General features: G+C 72.5%; 15 protein-coding genes. 5 read left to right on the forward strand and 10 right to left on the reverse strand.

What is annotated here, in order from left to right; translation table 11 throughout:
- Positions 1-162 precede the first annotated feature (162 nt).
- A complete protein-coding gene (gene nsdA, locus AMK16_RS08010) occupies positions 163-1,644 on the reverse strand; it encodes a transcriptional repressor NsdA (protein ID WP_073911074.1) in 1,482 nt (493 codons plus the stop codon).
- Positions 1,645-2,048: 404 nt separating this feature from the next.
- Here nsdA and AMK16_RS08015 point away from each other — a divergent pair, with 404 nt between their 5' ends.
- The gene (locus tag AMK16_RS08015) at positions 2,049-2,717 is read left to right on the forward strand and encodes a bifunctional DNA primase/polymerase (protein WP_073913383.1); all 669 of its coding nucleotides are present in this window, start codon (positions 2,049-2,051) and stop codon (positions 2,715-2,717) included.
- A gap of 116 nt (positions 2,718-2,833) precedes the next feature.
- On the opposite strand, the gene ftsY is transcribed toward AMK16_RS08015, so the two are convergent.
- A complete protein-coding gene (ftsY, locus tag AMK16_RS08020) occupies positions 2,834-4,057 on the reverse strand; it encodes a signal recognition particle-docking protein FtsY (RefSeq protein WP_073911077.1) in 1,224 nt (407 codons plus the stop codon).
- 158 nt (positions 4,058-4,215) lie between these two features.
- On the opposite strand from ftsY, the gene AMK16_RS08025 reads away from it, so the two are divergent.
- Both AMK16_RS08025 and AMK16_RS08030 read left to right on the forward strand, forming a co-directional pair.
- Complete coding sequence (locus AMK16_RS08025; protein ID WP_073911080.1) at positions 4,216-5,694, forward strand: cytosine permease; 1,479 nt, start codon at positions 4,216-4,218, stop codon at positions 5,692-5,694.
- Between the two features lie 61 nt (positions 5,695-5,755).
- Positions 5,756-6,742 (forward strand): LLM class flavin-dependent oxidoreductase, encoded by a 987-nt coding sequence (locus tag AMK16_RS08030; RefSeq protein WP_073911083.1) that lies wholly within the window; start codon positions 5,756-5,758, stop codon positions 6,740-6,742.
- A gap of 40 nt (positions 6,743-6,782) precedes the next feature.
- Here AMK16_RS08030 and AMK16_RS08035 read toward each other — a convergent pair whose 3' ends face one another.
- The 4 genes from AMK16_RS08035 to AMK16_RS08050 form a co-directional block, all read right to left on the reverse strand.
- On the reverse strand, positions 6,783-8,213 hold the full coding sequence (locus AMK16_RS08035; protein WP_073911086.1) for a sugar porter family MFS transporter: 1,431 nt from the start codon (positions 8,211-8,213) through the stop codon (positions 6,783-6,785).
- A gap of 253 nt (positions 8,214-8,466) precedes the next feature.
- Positions 8,467-12,465 carry an AAA family ATPase gene (locus AMK16_RS08040; RefSeq protein WP_073911089.1) on the reverse strand — a complete coding sequence of 1,333 codons (3,999 nt, stop codon included), beginning with the start codon at positions 12,463-12,465 and terminating at the stop codon, positions 8,467-8,469.
- A gap of 183 nt (positions 12,466-12,648) precedes the next feature.
- Entirely contained in the window at positions 12,649-12,867 is a 219-nt protein-coding gene (locus AMK16_RS08045) for a hypothetical protein (protein WP_073911092.1), read from the reverse strand.
- 346 nt (positions 12,868-13,213) lie between these two features.
- Positions 13,214-13,495 (reverse strand): acylphosphatase, encoded by a 282-nt coding sequence (locus AMK16_RS08050; protein WP_073911094.1) that lies wholly within the window; start codon positions 13,493-13,495, stop codon positions 13,214-13,216.
- Between the two features lie 137 nt (positions 13,496-13,632).
- Between AMK16_RS08050 and AMK16_RS08055 the strand changes: the two genes are divergently transcribed.
- The gene (locus AMK16_RS08055) at positions 13,633-14,643 is read left to right on the forward strand and encodes a CAP domain-containing protein (RefSeq protein ID WP_079191406.1); all 1,011 of its coding nucleotides are present in this window, start codon (positions 13,633-13,635) and stop codon (positions 14,641-14,643) included.
- A 78-nt stretch (positions 14,644-14,721) separates the two neighbouring features.
- On the opposite strand, the gene AMK16_RS08060 is transcribed toward AMK16_RS08055, so the two are convergent.
- Positions 14,722-15,330, reverse strand: coding sequence for a flavodoxin family protein (locus AMK16_RS08060; RefSeq protein WP_073911097.1), 609 nt, complete (start codon positions 15,328-15,330; stop codon positions 14,722-14,724).
- Positions 15,331-15,466: 136 nt separating this feature from the next.
- Here AMK16_RS08060 and AMK16_RS08065 point away from each other — a divergent pair, with 136 nt between their 5' ends.
- Positions 15,467-15,889, forward strand: coding sequence for a winged helix-turn-helix transcriptional regulator (locus AMK16_RS08065; protein WP_073911099.1), 423 nt, complete (start codon positions 15,467-15,469; stop codon positions 15,887-15,889).
- On the opposite strand, the gene mutM is transcribed toward AMK16_RS08065, so the two are convergent.
- The 3 genes from mutM to rpmF all read right to left on the reverse strand — a co-directional run bounded on the left by mutM (position 15,862) and on the right by rpmF (position 17,919).
- A complete protein-coding gene (mutM, locus tag AMK16_RS08070; RefSeq protein ID WP_073911101.1) occupies positions 15,862-16,731 on the reverse strand; it encodes a bifunctional DNA-formamidopyrimidine glycosylase/DNA-(apurinic or apyrimidinic site) lyase in 870 nt (289 codons plus the stop codon). The genes AMK16_RS08065 and mutM overlap by 28 nt on opposite strands.
- A 140-nt stretch (positions 16,732-16,871) precedes the next feature.
- A complete protein-coding gene (gene rnc / locus AMK16_RS08075; RefSeq protein ID WP_073911103.1) occupies positions 16,872-17,726 on the reverse strand; it encodes a ribonuclease III in 855 nt (284 codons plus the stop codon).
- A 19-nt stretch (positions 17,727-17,745) separates the two neighbouring features.
- Positions 17,746-17,919 (reverse strand): 50S ribosomal protein L32, encoded by a 174-nt coding sequence (gene rpmF, locus AMK16_RS08080; protein ID WP_003965982.1) that lies wholly within the window; start codon positions 17,917-17,919, stop codon positions 17,746-17,748.

Consider the following 17,919-nt stretch of genomic DNA (forward strand, 5'->3'; position numbering starts at 1 on the left):
TTCACGCCGATGACGAAGAGGTCGTGCGTGTTACGCGTCCATGAACGGACCGTTCATGTGGCCGACCGCGGCGATGACCCGGATGTCCTGGCTGGGGGAGCCTGATCGGGCTTCACGGGGTGAGCGCCGCGGCCGGGGCCTTGGGGGCGGCCGCGCGGGCCGTCAGACGGCCTCCGCGGCCTCGGGGAGGCGGGCGGCGAGGACATCGGTGAGGCGGACCACGTCGGCGACGTCGCCGTACTCACGGGCGGCGGTGTCGACGGTCTTGCGCAGCCGGGTGTTCACCCTTTCGGACCGCACCTTTCGCGCCACGTCCAGGGCCTGGCCGACGAGGACGGTGGCCTGCTCGGGCTCGCGGCGCAGCAGGTGGACGGTGGCCATGCCGATGAGGTTGAGGGCGTAGGAGCGCTGGTGCTCCTCGTCCTTCTCGAAGAGTTCGACGGCCCGCGCCATGACCGGTTCGGCGAGGGAGGCGTAGGTGGGGCTGCGGCCGGCGACGTAGGCCAGGTCGCGGTAGGAGTGGGAGTTCTCGCCGTTCAGCTCGGCCTCGGAGAAGAAGCGGATCCAGTCGGGTTCGGGCTCGCCCCCCAAGGCCACGTCGCCGAAGGTGTCCTCGGCCATCCGCACGGCCCGCTTGCACCGGCTGGGCTGCCCCATGTTGGCGTAGGCGCGGCCCTCCATCGCATACAGCATGGCCTGGGTGCGCGGGCCGGCGCAGTCGCGGCTGCCGTACTGGGCGAGGTGGATGAGTTCCAGGGCGTCCTCGGGGCGTCCCAGGTGGATCATCTGACGGCTCATGCCGGACAGGATGTACGAGCCGAGCGGCTTGTCGCCGGCCTCCTTGGCGGCGTGCAGCGCGAGGACGAAGTACTTCTGCGCGGTGGGGTGCAGGCCGATGTCGTAGCTCATCCAGCCGGCCAGCTCGGCGAGCTCCGCGGCGACCTTGAAGAGCCGCTTCATGACGGGGCCGGCGTGGTTCTCCTGGAGCAGGTCGGTCACCTCGTGGAGCTGGCCCACGACGGCCTTGCGGCGCAGTCCGCCGCCGCACTGGGCGTCCCACTGGCGGAACATCACGGTGGTGGCGTCCAGCAGGTCGAGCTCTGGTTCGGAGAGCCGCGGCCTGCGGCCGGCGCCTGCCGGCCCCGCCGTGCGCTGCCCCGGGTCGGCCGCCGGGACCGGGACGAGCCAGCGCTGCATGGGCTCGATGAGGGCGGGGCCTGCGGAGAGCGCGAGCGAGGTCCCGAGGAATCCGCGGCGGGCCAGCATCAGGTCGCTGCGGGAGAACTCGCCGAGCAGCTCGACGGTCTGCGGGCCGGCCCACGGCAGGTCCACGCCGGAGACCGAGGGGGTCTGGTGGGCGGTGCGCAGGCCCAGGTGCTCGATGGCGACGACGGAGCCGAAGCGCTCCGAGAACAGCTCGGAGAGGATCCGCGGGACGGGCTCGCGGGGCTGCTCGCCGTCGAGCCAGCGGCGCACCCGGGAGGTGTCCGTGCTGATGTGGTGGGCGCCCATCTGGCGGGCCCGGCGGTTGACCTGGCGGGCGAGTTCGCCCTTCGACCAGCCGCTGCGGACGAACCACGAGGTCAGCCGGTCATTGCGGTCGGCGGAACCGTCGTCCGTTCCGCTTGCGCCGTTGCCGCTCACTGGAACGCCCCCATCCGCTCAGCATCTTCCACACGAAACCTTGGCGCGGGCGGCGAGCCCCGCCGGGGACCTTCACAAGTCCTCCACGCATTGCCTCCGGCATACCCACGCTCGATACGCCATTGGGGTTCGTGCACTGAAAGTAATCCTACGATCACCCCTCCAGCGAGGTCGATCCCGCAAACGCCACCATTCGCCACCCCTTCGAATGAAGTCGCCACCGGCCAGGCGCGATTCACTTGACACCACGGCGAAAAGGATCGGGTGCACAGGAGTGCGCACGGGGCGCGCGCGGCGAGGAGTGCGCCGGGCGGCAGTGGAGGTCCCCCGGCGGCGACGGGCGCAGCCGGGCGCGCCGACGTCGTAACCACCGGCGCGTCCGACCCGTTGGAGGGGGCATGGGCATGGGCTTCACGATCGGCGGCAGCCGCGGCACCAGGGAGTTCCGTTCCGGCTCCCGGCGCCGGGGCCGGACCTCGGAGTGCACGGCGGTGGCGGAGTACACCGGGCTGTGGGGCTGGGACGTGGTCCCCGGCGCCCGGGCCGCGGGCCCGTCCCGGGACTGCTCCTGCGGGGACGCGCGGTGCGCCGCCCCCGGGGCGCACCCACTGCCCTTCGCCCCCACCGTCAAGGCCGGGGCCACCCTCGACGAGGTCGCAGGCGCCTGGGGCGATTATCCGGGCGCCGCGGCGCTGCTGCCGGTGGGCGGCTCCTTCGACGTCATCGAGGTGTCCGAGGAGGCCGGCCGGCGCGCGCTGGTGCGCCTGGAGCGGATGGGCCTGCCGCTCGGGCCGGTCATCGTGACGCCGGACGGGCGGGCGCAGTTCTTCGTGGCTCCGGGAGCGGCGGTAGAGCTGCCGCGGCTGCTCTACCGGATGGGCTGGGACGACGCCGACCTCGACCTGCGGGCGCTGGGCCGGGGCTCCTTCGTGACGGCTCCGCCCTCGGACCGGGCCGGACTGGGCAGGGCCGGATGGCTGCGGCCGCCGGCCCTCGACACGGCCGGCGGTCCCCCGCAGGCGCGGCTGCTGCTGGGCACGCTCGCCTACATCTGCCACCGCCTGCGCCGCTAGATGTATTGATCACGAGCGTTCCCCGCTCCGCCGCCGCTCGCCACGCACACAGCCGGGTGCCCCCGGGTTCCTGGCGGAACGCGGGGGCACCCGGCCCGGTATGCGACCAGTCGGGCTCAGTCGCCGATGAGGGCGTCCACGAACGCCTCCGGCTCGAAGGGCGCAAGGTCGTCCGGGCCCTCGCCCAGCCCGATCAGCTTGACCGGGACACCCAGCTCGCGCTGGACGGCGACGACGATGCCGCCCTTGGCGGTGCCGTCGAGCTTCGTCAGCACGATGCCGGTGATGTCCACGACCTCGGCGAAGACGCGGGCCTGAGTCAGGCCGTTCTGGCCGGTGGTGGCGTCCAGCACCAGCAGGATCTCGTCCAGCGGGCCGTGCTTCTCCACGACGCGCTTGACCTTGCCGAGCTCGTCCATGAGCCCGGTCTTGGTGTGCAGGCGGCCGGCGGTGTCGATGAGCACCACGTCGGCGCCCTCGGCGATGCCCTCCTTGACCGCGTCGTAGGCGATCGAGGCCGGGTCGCCGCCCTCGGGGCCGCGCACGGTGCGGGCGCCGACGCGCTCGCCCCAGGTTTGGAGCTGGTCGGCGGCGGCGGCGCGGAAGGTGTCAGCCGCTCCCAGGACCACGCTGCGCCCGTCGGCGACGAGCACGCGGGCCAGCTTGCCGGTGGTGGTGGTCTTGCCGGTGCCGTTGACGCCGACGACCATGACGACGGCCGGGGTGTCGACGCCGCTCTCGGTCTTCACGGCGCGGTCGAAGTCGGTGCCGACCAGGGTCAGCAGCTCCTCCTTGAGCAGGGTGCGCAGGTCCGCCGGGGTGCGGGTGCCGAGCACCCGGACCCGCTCGCGGAGCCGCTCGACCAGTTCCTGGGTCGGCACGACGCCGACGTCGGCGATGAGGAGGGTCTCCTCGATCTCCTCCCAGGTGTCCTCGTCGAGGTGCTCACGGGAGAGCAGCGTGAGCAGCCCCTTGCCGAGGGAGTTCTGCGAGCGCGCGAGGCGGGCGCGCAGCCGGACCAGGCGGCCGGCGGTGGGCTCGGGCACCTCGATCGAGGGCGCGGGCGGCGCCTCGACGACCGGGTCCTCGACGGCGGTCGGGGTGGCGAGGGCGGCCTCCGCGTCGGGGAGGCCCACCTCCTCGATGGTGCGGCGCGGCTCTTGTGCCGTCGGTGCGGCGTCCTCCCCCACCTGGGGTTCGGCGGGCGGGGCAGTGATGGTCGGCGTGCTCGACGGCGCCGGGGGCGGCAGCTGCTTCTTCTTGCGGCTGCTGACCACGAGCCCGCTGATCGCGCCGACCGCGACCAGGGCGATGACTACGGCAAGGATGAGGATTTCCATAACCACCCCAGTATCAGCCACCGGGCGGCTCGCGGGGCGGGGCCCGCGCACACGGAGCGCGGGTGGGCACTTACAGGGCATTAAGCCGCTGTTTGTACTTTTAATGGCGAACCTACGATGATGGGCGACTCCCCTCCCCTGCCACCACGGAGTACCGCATGCCTGCCGAGCCCGCCGACGGCGCGACGGAGACCGCAACCGAGACCGGGACCGGGGCCGAGACCCGCGGTCTGGAGCCCGTCCCGGACGGCGAGCGCACCGGCAGGGTCCGGGAGCTCGTGCCCACCTGGGTGGCCGCCAACATCAGCGTGCTGCTGCTCACCATGGGCGCCGGGCTGGTGATCTTCAACAAGCTCAACATCTGGCAGGTGCTGGTCGTCGCGGTCGCCGCGCCGGTGGTCTCGTACGGGATCGTCGGTCTGATATCCATCGCCGGCAAGCGGGGCGGCGCCCCGGGCATGGCCCTGTCGCGGGCGGTCTTCGGGCAGCGCGGCAACCTCTTCCCCGGCGCGCTGATCTGGGTGGCGAGGTGGGGCTGGGAGACCATCAACGCCGTCAGCGGCGCCTACGCCGTCCTGACCGTGCTCGACCTGCTCTTCGGCGTCGAGAGCAGCACCCCGCTCATCGTCGTCACCCTGCTGTTCTTCGTGGGCTGCACCTTCGTGGTCTCGGGTCTCGGCATCAAGGCGCTGCGCGTCTGCTCCACGTGGTCGACGTACCTCTTCGGCGGCTTCAGCGTGCTCGTCCTCGGCTACCTGCTCTTCACCACCGACTGGGCCGCCGTCTTCGACAAGCCGGTCGGTTCCACCGCGATGATGGTCGCGGGCATCGGCACCATCGCTGCGGGCGGCATCAGCTGGGTGCCCTCCGGTCCGGACTTCACCCGCTACCTGCCCCGCACCGCCTCGTCCAAGGGCATGGTCGGTGCGACGATCGGCGGCGCCGGGGTGGTCGTGCTCCCCATGGTCCTGATGGGTGCGGTCATGGCCGTCGCCACCCCGGACCTGGCCACGGCGCAGGACCCGGTCTCCTTCATCGGCGAGCTGCTGCCGACCTGGATCGCGGTGCCGTACCTGCTCATCGCGGTCGTCGGCATGCTGCTGATCAACTCGATGTCCATGTACTCGGCCGGCTTCACCGCGCAGACCCTCGGCATCAAGGTCCCGCGCGCCGCCGCGGTCAGCGTCAACGCCGTCATCAGCCTGGTCTTCGGCTTCCTGCTCATGGTGGTCGCGACCAGCTTCTTCGGCTCCTTCATTTCCTTCCTGACCCTGCTGGCCGTGGCCTTCTCCGCCTGGATCGGCGTCTTCGGCGTGGACATGCTGCGCCGCACGTCCTACGACGGTCCCGCGCTGCTGGACACCACGCCCGGCAGCGCCTACTGGTACCGGGGCGGCTACGCCTGGCAGGCGATGACCGCCTGGGCCGTGGCCCTGGTCGTCGGCCTGCTGTTCACCCGCGTCGACTGGTTCGCCGGTCCGCTCGCCTCGACCTGGACCGGGCGCAACGGCCTCGGCTGGGTGGCCGGGATCGTGACCTCGGGCGTGCTGTACGCCGTACTGCCGCGCACGGCCGCCCGGCCCCCGGCCGGCGCGGACGCCGCAGTGCGCGAGCCCGCCGGATCCCTGTCCAACTGACGCCACGTCAGCTAACGTCCCCCTTCGCCCGCCACCCGCATTCGGCGAAGGGGGACTCTCCATGCCCATCACCGTGGCCCGGTTCAACCTCGTCGACCCGAACGGCACCCCCGAGTCCCTCTCCGCCCGCTACAGGGCGGCGCTGGAGATGGCCCGCTACGCCGACGACCGCGGGGTGGACACCGTCCAGACCGAGGAGCACCACGGCACGGACAACAACTGGCTGCCCTCCCCCTTCGCCTTCGCGGGCGCCGTCCTCGGCGCCACCCGCCGGATCGCGGTCACCGTCTCGGCGATCATCGGCCCGCTGTACGACCCGCTGAAGGCCGCCGAGGACATCGCCGTACTGGACCTGCTGAGCGCGGGACGTCTCGTCACCGTCGCGGGCATCGGCTACCGGCCCGAGGAGTACGAGCAGCACGGCGTGGAGTGGGGCCGGCGCGGCCGGCTCCAGGACGAGCTGCTGGAGACCCTGCTGAAGGCGTGGACCGGTGAACCCTTCGCGTTCCGCGGCCGCACCGTGCGGGTCACCCCCCGCCCCTTCACCCGGCCGCACCCGCTGCTCCTGGTCGGCGGGAGTTCCCGGGCGGCGGCGCGGCGCGCGGCGCGGCTCGGGCTGCCCTTCTTCCCCAGCGCGCACCTGCCGGAGCTGGAGGCGTACTACCGGGAGCAGCTCGCGGAACACGGCACGGAGGGCTTCTGCATGATGCCGGCCGCCCAGACCCCGCTGTTGCACATCGCGGAGGATCCCGACCGGGTCTGGGCCGAGCACGGCGAGCGGTTCCTGCACGAGGCGGCCGCCTATGCCTCCTGGCAGTCGAAGGACATCCGCAGCGCCGTGCGGTCGGGCGCGCGCTCGGTGGCGCAGCTGCGGGCGGAGGGCGTGTACCGGATCCTCACGCCGGACGAGGCGCTGGTGTACGCGCGGGGCGCCGGCGAGGCGGGCAACCTGGTCCTGCACCCGCTGTGCGGCGGGATGCCGCTGGACGAGGGCTGGCGCAGCCTGCACCTGCTGTGCGAACAGGTACTGCCCCGGCTCAGGGACTGAGCCGGGGCAGTATCGAGGAGAGGGGTGGTGGCGGGGATGGTTACCCCATCTCCTCCAGCGCCTTGCCCTTGGTCTCCGGCACCCACATGAGGATGAAGGGGATCGAGAGCGCGGCGAAGACCGCGTAGATGACGTATGCCCCGGACAGGCTCCAGTCGGCCAGCGACGGGAACGTGACGGTGATGACCCAGTTGGCGATCCACTGGGCGGAGGCGGCGACGCCGAGGGCGGCGGCGCGGATGCGGTTGGGGAACATCTCGCCGAGCAGCACCCAGACCACCACACCCCAGGACAGGGCGAAGAAGAGGACGAAGGAGTGCGCGGCGACCAGGGCGACCGTGCCCTGGGTGTCGGGCATGGTGATGTTGTCCCCGGTGCCCTCCTTGAAGGAGAACGCCCACGCGGCGACGCCGAGGGAGATCGCCATGCCTACGGAGCCGATGAGGGCGAGCGGCTTGCGGCCGAGCCGGTCCACGAAGATCATCGCGATCACCGTGCCGATGATGTTGATGATCGAGGTGGTGAAGGAGTAGAGGAACGAGCTGCTCGGGTCGATACCGACGGACTGCCACAGCGCGGAGCTGTAGTAGAAGATCACGTTGATGCCGACGAGCTGCTGGAAGACCGAGAGGCCGATGCCGATCCAGACGATGGGCAGGAAGGCGAAGCGCCCGCCGAGCAGGTCCTTGAAGGTCGACTTGTGCTCGCGGTGCATGGCGCGCTCGATCTCGGCCACGCGGGCGTCGGTGTCGATGCGCTCGCCCTCGACCTCGCGCAGGACGTCCTTGGCCTTCTCGGTGCGGCCGACGGAGATCAGGTACCGCGGGGACTCGGGGATCACGAAGGACATGAGGCCGTAGAGGACGGCGGGGATGACCATCACGCCGAGCATCCACTGCCAGGCTTCCAGGCCGCCGATCTCGCCGCGCTGGTCGCCGTCGGCGAGGTTCAGGATGCCCCAGTTGACCAGCTGCGAGACGGCGATGCCGGTGACGATGGCCGCCTGCTGGAACGAGGCGAGCCGTCCGCGGTAGGCGGCCGGGGAGACCTCGGCGATGTAGGCGGGGCCGATGACCGAGGCCATGCCGATGCCGAAGCCGCCGATGACGCGCCACATGGCGAGGTCCCAGAGGGCGAAGGGCAGGGCGGAGCCGATGGCGCTCACGGTGAACAGGGTGGCGGCGATCTGCATGCACCGGATACGGCCGATCCGGTCGGCGATGCGGCCGGCGGTGGCCGCGCCGATCGCGCAGCCGATCAGGGCTGCCGCGATCACCTGCGCGAGGGTCCCCGAGCCCACGTCGAAGCGGTCCCGGATCGCGACGACGGCGCCGTTGATGACGGAGCTGTCGTAGCCGAAGAGGAAGCCGCCCATGGCCGCGGCCGCGGTGATGAAGATGACGTGCCCGAGGTGGTCGGGATGTGCCGCCCGGCCACCGCCTGACGCGGGTGCGTTCGCTGTGCTGGTCAAGGTGCGCTCCTGGGCCCGGCGCCGACGGCGGGCGGTGAGGGGGTGTGCGGTGCTTCTGTGCTCGGGTACTCGTGCTCGGGTGCTTCCGTGCTCGTGTTCCTCCAGTGGCGCACAGCAAACTGTTCGCCACCACCTGAACGTCGAACCGGCACAGCAGAGCTTATGGCTTCACTTTATGAAGTCAATAGCTCGTGAAGAACGCGTTACGGGGGTGCAATCCACTTCATCCGTTCACCTTTTGAAGTGATCTTGCTCAGCGCAGCCGCTGGCTGATGACCTTGGAGACGCCGTCGCCCTGCATGGAGACGCCGTAGAGCGCGTCGGCGACCTCCATCGTCCGTTTCTGGTGCGTGATGACGATCAGCTGCGAGCTCTCCTGGAGCTCTTCCATGATCCGGATCAGCCGCTGCAGGTTCGTGTCGTCGAGGGCGGCCTCGACCTCGTCCATGACGTAGAACGGGCTGGGCCGCGCCTTGAAGATGGAGACCAGCAGCGCCACGGCCGTCAGTGAGCGTTCGCCGCCCGAGAGCAGTGAGAGCCGCTTGACCTTCTTGCCCGGCGGACGGGCCTCCACGTCGACCCCGGTGGTCAGCATGTTGGCGGGATCGGTCAGGACCAGCCGGCCCTCGCCGCCGGGGAACAGCCGCGAGAAGACGCCCTCGAACTGCCGGGCCGTATCCCGGTAGGCCTCCGTGAAGACCTGCTCCACCCGCTCGTCGACCTCCTTCACGACTTGAAGGAGATCGGCGCGGGTCTTGCGCAGGTCCTCCAGCTGCTCGCTGAGGAACTGGTGGCGCTCCTCCAGCGCCGCGAACTCCTCCAGGGCGAGCGGGTTGACCTTGCCGAGCTGCTGGTATGCGCGTTCGGCCGCCTTGAGCCGCTTTTCCTGCACGGCGCGGACGAAGGATCCGGGGCGGTTGCGGGGGTGCTCCGGATCGTCGGGCAGGTCCTCGCCCTCGGCGGGCGGGGAAGGCGGAACGGGCTGGTCGGGACCGTATTCGGCCACCAGGGCGGTGGCCTCCATGCCGAACTCCTCCAGCGCCTTGGTCTCGACCGCCTCGATGCGCAGCCGCTTCTCGGCGCCCAGGACCTCCCCGCGGTGCACGGAGTCGGTGAGCTTGTCGAGCTCGTCCTTCAGCTCCCGTCCGCCGTTCCTGGCCTGTCCGAGTTCCCGCTCGGCGAGGCCCTTGGCGTGCTCGGCGGCGGCGCGCTCCGCCTCGGCCCTGCCCAGCGAGACCTCCACGTGCGCGAGCAGCTGCCGGGCGCCGTCGGCGACCGCCGCGGCCACCTCCGCCTCGCGGCGCAGCCTGGCCCGGCGCCGCTCGGCGCGGGCGCGGGCCTCCCGTTCGGCGCGAGCCGCCCGATCGAGTGAATCGGCTCGTCCGGCCAGCCCCTTGACGCGCTCCTCGTGGGTCCTGAGCTGGAGGCGGGCCTCCATCTCGGTCTGCCGGGCATTGGCCCCGTCGGCGGCGAGCCGGTCCCGGCGGGAGGTGTCCGGCTCCTCCTCCACGGGCACCTCCTGCGCGCTCTCCAGCTGCTCGGCGCACTCCTCCACGTCCATGAGCGCCTGCTCCAGCGCGTCCTGGGCCTTGGCCGCCGCGGCTTCGCTGCGCTCGGCCTCGCCGGCGGCCCCCTTCGCCTCCCCGGAGAGCCGTCCGAGCTGCTGCGCGACCCCGGCGCGCGCCTGCTCACCGGCGCGCCGGCGCTTGCCGGCCTCCTCGGCCCGGGCCGCCGCGTCCTGCCGGGCGGCCCGGGCGGCCTCCTGGGCCGCGGCCAGTTCGCGGCACTGCCCGTCCAGGCGGGCCAGTTCCGCCGCCGCCTCGTCGACCGCCGCCTGCACCTCAATCAGGCTGGGCGCCCCGGCGGAGCCGCCGTGTGCGAGGTGCGCGCCGAGCACGTCTCCCTCGACGGTGACGGCCACCGCGCCGGGCTGCCGCGCCACGAGGGCCGCGGCCTCCTGGAGCGTCCCGACCACGAGGTGGTCCCGCAGCACCCAGGCCACGGCCGCCAGTGCGGCGGCGTCGCCCTGCACCAGCGAGGCCGCCGCCACCCCCGCCCGCGCCACGACCACCTGCGCCCCGCCACCGGTAGGCGACCCCACTCCCGGCCCGCCCGGCGCCGGTTCCGCGGCCGCGGAGCCCGCACCGGCGGCGGACGGGGCCGGAGTCTCGGCATCGGACGGCCCGGGACGGACTGCCTCCCCGGAGCCCTGGTCCTGCCCGGGCACCTCCGGCGCGCCCGGCGCCCGGGGCGCGGAGCCCGCACCGGCGGCGAACGGGGCCGGAGTCTCGGCATCCGGCGGCCCGGGACGGGCTGCCTCCCCGGGGCCATGGCCCTGCCCGGGCACCTCCGGCGCGCCCGGCGCCCGGGGCGCGGAGTCGGGACCGACGGTGAGCAGGGGCGGGGGCGGGGGCAGGGGCGGGGCCGTGGGCCCGGGGGTCCGGGGGTCGGGCGCGGCGGCGGGGGGCTGCGGGGGTCCACCGGCCTGGTCCGGCGCGCCGTGGGGCTGGAGCGGGAGCGCCGGGTTCGGGCGGGCCGGTGGGGTGATCAGGAGCGTGGCGCGGCCCGCGTCGCTCTCGCGCAGGTGCCGCAGCGCCCCGGCCGCCGCCTCGGGGGACGCCACCGCGACCGCGTCCGCCGCCGAGCCCAGTGCCGCCGCCACCGCGGCCTCGTACCCCGGAGTCACCGACAGCCGCTCCGCCGCCGGCCCCAGCAGGCCGGCCAGCCGTTCCCGCGCCGCGAGCAGGGCCCCCGTACCGTCCTTGCGGCGCAGGCCCAGCGCCAGCGCGTCCCGCCGCGCCGACACGGCCGCGCGCGAGCGCTCCGCCGCGGTCACCGCGTCCCGCGCCTCGGCGAGCCCGGCCTCCGCCGCCGCGAGCGCGGACCGTGCGGCCGCGTACTCCTCCTCCACCGCCGCCGCGTCGTCCAGCCCGCCGACCTCCTCGGCCAGGGCCTCGTACTCCTCCCGCGCGGCCACCGCCCGGACCCGCGCCTCGTCCCGCGCCGCGACGAGCCGGTCGATCTCGGCCTGCGCGGCGCCGGCCCGCGAACGCGCCGCACCGAGCCGGCCGGTCAGCCGGGCCAGTGCCTCGCGCCGGTCGGCGACGGCCCGCGCCGCGTCCCGCAGCCGCCGCTCCTCCTGCGCGAGGTCCCGCTCCAGCTCCGCGCGGTGCCCGGCGGTGTCCTCCAGCGCGTGGGAGGCCGCCTCCAGGGCCGCCGTCAGCTCCGCCTCCTGCTCCCGGATCCGCGCCGCCTCCCGCTCCATGTCCTCGGGATCGCGGCCGCGCCGCTCCTCCTCGACCGGCGCCGAGGCGCTCTTGACCCGCGCGTCCGCCAGGGACGCGGTTCCCCGCACCCGCTCGGCCAGCTGCGAGAGCTCGTACCAGCACTGCTGTGCCCGCTGGAGGCGCGGCGCGAGGTCCCGTACCGCCTCCTCCAGCTCCGCCTCCCGGCGCAGCGCCTGCGCGAGGCGGGCCTCCGCGGCCTCCTTGCGCTCCTTCAGCGCGGCCTCGTCGGCGATCTCCGCGTCCAGCGCGCGCCGCAGGGTGACCAGGTCGTCGGCGAGCAGCCGCAGCCGCGCGTCCCGCAGGTCGGCCTGGATGACCGCGGCCCGCCGGGCCACCGCCGCCTGCCGGCCCAGGGGTTTGAGCTGGCGCCGCAGCTCGTTGTTGAGGTCCTGCACGCGCGCCAGGTTGGCCTGCATCGCGTCCAGCTTCCGCAGCGCCTTCTCCTTGCGCTTGCGGTGCTTCAGCACCCCGGCCGCCTCCTCGATGAAGGCGCGGCGGCCCATCGGATCGGCGTGCAGGACGGAGTCCAGCTGGCCCTGCCCGACGATGACGTGCATCTCGCGTCCGATGCCGGAGTCGGAGAGCAGTTCCTGGATGTCGAGGAGGCGGCAGGTGTCACCGTTGATCTGGTACTCGCTGCTGCCGCCGCGGAACATGATCCGGGTGATGGTGACTTCGGCGTAGTCGATGGGCAGCGCGCCGTCGGAGTTGTCGATCGTGAGCGAGACCTCGGCCCGCCCGAGCGGCGGGCGGCCGGTGGTCCCGGCGAAGATGACGTCCTCCATCTTCCCGCCGCGCAGGGATTTGGCCCCTTGTTCGCCCATCACCCAGGACAGCGCGTCCACCACGTTGGACTTGCCGGAGCCGTTCGGACCCACGACGCAGGTGATGCCGGGTTCGAAGCGCAGGGTGGTCGCGGAAGCAAAGGATTTGAAGCCGCGCAGGGTCAGGGACTTGAGGTGCACGCCGCCGGACTCTACCTTTCGCGTCCGGTTTCACCCATGAACGTGCCGGGCACGCCCGGCGTCCAGGGGCGGCTCCCCGGCCGCCCCGGGGTCGAGGGGGCGCGGGCGCGAAAGAAAGAAGGGACGCCGAAGCGTCCCTTGCAGATCATTCGGGGCTGGTTGTCGAGCGACGAGTGACGCGGGTCAGGTGAGCGCAGGCTCCGCCTGGGGTACGTCGATCCCGATGCTGTCGAGCAGCGAGTCTCCGTCGTGCTGAGCGGCGGCCGCGTTCAGTGCGTCGTTTTCGGACTGAATCCGTACGAGCTCGGACTCGAGGTCCTGGACGCGCTGCTGAAGCCGTCGCATCTCGGCGAGGAGTCGCGGATCGGAACCGCCGACGTAACCGAGAAGCGCCTTTGCCATGATGGATGGTCCTCCACACTGAGTGACCGACCGAAGCGGGGTCGTGAGGGAATCGCACCCGCGGTGTCCGGCAGCAACTGACAGTCACTGCGCTTACTACTGCCAACACTGCCAAACAGCTCAGGTGCGCGGGGCTTCCAGCGTCTCACCAAAAAGTTTGACGGTCAACACGATCACGCCCTGTATCGGCGGGCAGCCCGGCCCCCGCAAGGGGAGTGGAGATCATCCTCATCTCCGAGCCTTCCACGATTCGGCGGCGTCGGCAACGCGCCGGCGCCAGAACGCGCAGTTCCGACCGTGTGCGGACGGTGCCGGGGTGTGATCAGTACATGATCAGCACAATCGCTCAGCGGATGGCGAACCCGTCGTAGCCACCGCGCGGTGTGCCCCAGATCTCTGTCACGCCGTCCACCCGCCCGGGCGTGTCGGCCGAGCGCAGCCAGTCGAGCAGCCGGTGGCAATTCTCACGTTGACCTTCTGCCACCACCTGCACCCGCCCGTCGTCGAGGTTGAGTGCGAAGCCGGCCAGCTCCCCGATCTCCAGAGCATTGGCCCTGGTGAACCAGCGGAAGCCCACTCCCTGTACCCGACCGCGCACCCAGGCGGTCAGACGGACGTCTTCGTTCATGCGTGAACGCTAACCGGGCAAACGATTTCGCGGCACATCGCCCCCCTGGCCCCATGGCGTACAGTCGCGCAGCAATGAACTCACCCATTTGGGTGAGTTAGGGATGATCTTCACCTGGTAAGGAAGGCACGACGCCGATGGGACGCCACGGACTCCACGCCGCACCGCGCCGCGGCGGCAAGCGCTCCACCGCCCTGCGCGCCGGCCTGCTCGGCGTGTCCGTGGCCGTGGCCCTCGGGACGGCGGCCGTCACCACCGGCATGGTGCCGGTCGGCGACTCCTTCCCCTATGTGGGAATCAGCGCTCCGGACACGGCGGACGAGTCCGAGGCCCTCGCGAAGGCCCCGTCGGACCCGGGCGGGGCGGCGGAGCGGCAGGGCGGCCTCGCCAACCTGTCCGGACGCGCCCCCGCCGGCGCCGGTACGGGCTCGCCCTCCGGCAGCCCGTCGGCCTCCCCTTCCCCGTCGGCCTCCCTCTCGGCCTCCCCCTCCCCCTCGGCCTCCGCCTCACCGACCCCGTCGGCCCCGCCCTCCTCGTCCGCGCCGCCCTCCGCTCCGGCCTCACCGAGCGCGCCCCCCGCGGCCGCGCCGACCACGAAGGCGCCGCCGAAGATCGCGGCGCCAGCGCCCGTGAAACCGGCGCCCGTGAAACCGGCGCCCGTAAAGCCGGCCCCCATGAAACCGGCGCCCGTGAAGCCGGCCCCGCCCAAGCCCGCTCCCAAGCCTCCGGTCGCCCCGCCGCCGGTCGCCCCGCCGCCGGCCGGGGACGGCCATTCGGCCGAGGAGGCCGCCGTGGTGACCTTGGTGAACCAGGCGCGCGCGCAGGCCGGCTGCGGTCCGGTCCGGGCGAACCCGCCCCTCGCGGCGCTGGCGGGCGCCTTCAGCAAGGACATGGCCACCCGCGGCTTCTTCGACCACACCGACCCGGACGGGAACACCCCCTGGGACCGTGCCGCCCAGGCCGGCCTCTCCGGCCTCGGCGGCGAGAACATAGCCCGCGGCCAGGGTGACGCGGTGTCCGTCATGAACTCCTGGATGAACAGCCCCGGCCACAAGGCCAACATCCTCAACTGCGAGTTCCGCACCCTGGGAGTCGGCGCCCACTTCGCCGCCGGCGGCCCCTGGTGGACCCAGGACTTCGGCTTCTAGATCGCGGCCCGGCGCCTCACGCACCCGAGGCGCGCACGCCTGCCCGCGCGGCCGGGCGCCCCGTGCGCCTCGCGGCGGTCAGACCCCGGCCGCCAGGGCCGCGCGGCCCGCGACGACGACCCGGGTGTGCTCGGCGACGCGCCGGCCCAGGTGCTCGGCGGTCGCGATGTCCGCCTTGTGCACCCCTTCCACGCCCTCGTCCGAGTTGGACTGGGCCGCGGCGCCCGCGAAGACGCCGAGGCGGTTGAGGTCGTTCTCCGAGGCGGTGCTGGCGTTCCAGCCCGGCTTCAGGCCCAGGTTGACCCAGCTCATGCCGTGCTGCGCCGCCAGGATCTGGAAGAACTGCAGCGTGTGCAGCTTGTCGCCGCTCTTGGAGGCGGAGTTGGTGAAGCCGGCGGCCACCTTGTCCTGCCAGGCGTCGGCGAACCAGCGCTTGGAGGTCGCCTCGGCGAAGACGTGGAAGGCGCCGGAGGCGGTGCCCATGTAGGTCGGGGAGCCGAAGACGATCGCGTCGGAGGCGTCGAGCAGCTCCCACTGCGCGTCGTCGATCTCGTCGACCTTGATCAGGTGGACGATGGCGCCCGCGTCGGCGGCGCCGCTGCGGACGGCCTCGGCGATCACGGCGGTGTGGCCGTAGCCGGAGTGGTAGGCGATCGAGACGACGGGGGTGTGCGGGGTGGCGGACACGGTGGTTCTCCTCGTGACGTCCTCGCCCCCACGGTCCGTGGTGCGGCGAGGGAAGACTGCGACGAGAAGAAGAGAAGCACTAACTTTCAGAAAGCGCAACCCATAGGTTAGCGCTGCATGGAGGTACGCTCTTCCCATGGAGACACCAGCCGCCCCCACCGACGCCGCCTGTATCGAAGCCGCCGGCTGCGACCTTGCCTACGACGCCTTCGCGCGCGCGTGCCCCTCCCGGGAGACCCTGGAGCACGTCACCGGCCGCTGGGGCAGTCTCACCGTGGGCGCGCTGCGCGAAGGCCCGTGCCGCTTCAACGAACTGCGCCGCCGGGTGGAGGGCGTGAGCGAGAAGATGCTCTCCCAGACCCTGCACGCGCTGGAGCGCGACGGCATGGTCCACCGCGACGCCCAGCCGACGAACCCGCCCCGCGTGGACTACGAACTGACCCCGCTCGGCGTCGAGGTGGCGAACCGGCTGCTCTCGCTCATCCATTTCCTGGAGGGGAGCATGCCGCAGGTCCTGAGCTCGCGGCAGTCCTACGACGAGACGCGCGGGGCGCGCTGACAGCGCGGGCAGAAGTAGCTGGACCTGTTCATCCAGGCGCGGCGGCGCATGGGCGCGCCGCAGCGGCGGCAGGGCTCGTCCTCGCGGCCGTAGGCGTCGAGCGAACGGTCGAAGTAGCCCGATTCGCCGTTCACGTTGACGTAGAGGCTGTCGAAGCTGGTACCGCCGACGGCCAGCGCCGCGTTCATGACGTCCCGGACGTGGCCGAGGAGTTCCGCGCTCCGCGGGCGGGTGAGGGTGGCGGTCGGGCGCTCGTAGTGCAGCCGGGCCCGCCACAGCGCCTCGTCCGCGTAGATGTTGCCGACCCCGCTGATCAGCGACTGGTCCAGCAGCGCCCGCTTGACGGTGGTCCGCTTGGCGCGCAGCGCGAGGTGGTAGGCGGTCTCGTCGAACAACGGGTCCAGGGGATCGCGCGCGATGTGCGCGATGACGTCGGGCAGGCCGTCGGCGCTGTCGGCGGCCACCTCGTGCAGCGAGAGGCCGCCGAAGGTCCGCTGGTCCACGAAGCGCAGCTCCGTCCCCGCGTCGTCGGCGAAGCGCACCCGGATCCGCAGGTGCTTCTCGTCCGGGGCGTCCGCGGGCTGCACGAGCAGCTGCCCGCTCATCCCCAGGTGCCCGAGGACGGACAGGTCCCGGCCCTCCAGGGGCAGCCACAGGTACTTGCCGCGCCGCCGCGGCACCCCGATGGTCCGCCCGCCCAGCCGCGCCGCGAAATCGGCCCCGCCGCCCGGATGGCGCCGTACGGCGCGGGGGTGCAGGACCTCGACGGACTCCACGGTCCGCCCCGCCACCCAGCGCTCCAGCCCCCGCCGCACGACTTCGACCTCGGGAAGCTCGGGCACGGTTCTCCTCGGGTGGCGATGCGGTTCGGTGCGCTGCCGCCGAGCCTACCGGCGCCCCGCGGGAGCCCTGGAAACGGCCCCGCCCCGCCACCTGCTTAGGGCAGGTGGCGGGGCGGGGACACGTACCGAAGGAAGGCCGGTCAGGCGGCCGGCGTCGGACCGGCGGGAGCCGTCGCTCCGCCGTCCTCGGCCGGAGCCGCAGCCTCGGCCGGAGCAGCGACCGAAGCCGCGGCGTCGGCCGCTGCCGCCGCCGCGATCCGCTCGTCCGCCGCGGTACGGATACCGCGCCAGGCGGACTCCGCCGCCTGCTGTTCCGCTTCCTTCTTGCTGCGGCCGGTGCCGGTGCCGTACGAGACACCACCGACGCGAGCGGCAGCGGTGAAGGTCTTCTCGTGGTCCGGACCGGTCTCGGTGACCAGGTATTCCGGTACGCCAAGACCTTCGGCCGCCGTGAGCTCCTGGAGACTGGTCTTCCAGTCCAGGCCGGCCCCGAGGTTGGAGGACTTCTCGATGAGCGGGTCGAAGAGCCGGTGGACCAGCTCCGAGGCCGCGTCGAGGCCCTGGTCGAGGTAGACCGCGCCGATCACCGCTTCAAGGGTGTCGGCGAGGATGGAGGCCTTGTCCCGGCCGCCCGTGCCCTCTTCGCCCCGGCCGAGCCGGATGAAGGAGCCGAGTTCGAGGCCGCGCCCGACCTCCGCCAGTGCGCGCGAGTTGACCACCGCGGCCCGAAGCTTGGCCAGCTGGCCTTCGGGGAGATCCGGGTGTGTCGTGTACAGCGTGTCCGTGACCACCAGGCCCAGCACGGAGTCCCCGAGGAACTCCAGCCGTTCGTTGGTGGGCAGACCGCCGTTCTCGTACGCGTACGAGCGGTGGGTCAGCGCGCGCACCAGAAGGGCGGACTCGAGTCGATACCCGAGCCGCCCTTCCAGAAGCGTGTGGGACGAGGCCGCGTTGTTACTGTCTGCCTGCTTCTCAGCGTTGGACAGCTCAGACATTGCGCCTCTCACCAGCCGCTCAGACCTCGAGGACCTGGCGCTTGTTGTAGGTGCCGCAGCTCGGGCACGCAATGTGCTGGAGCTTCGGCTCCTGGCAACGCTCGCACGAAACCAGGGTGGGGACCGCAGCCTTCCACTGCGACCGGCGGTGGCGCGTGTTGCTGCGCGACATCTTCCGCTTCGGAACAGCCAC

It is taken from the genome of Streptomyces sp. CB00455, from assembly GCF_001905445.1.
GTDB lineage: Bacteria > Actinomycetota > Actinomycetes > Streptomycetales > Streptomycetaceae > Streptomyces.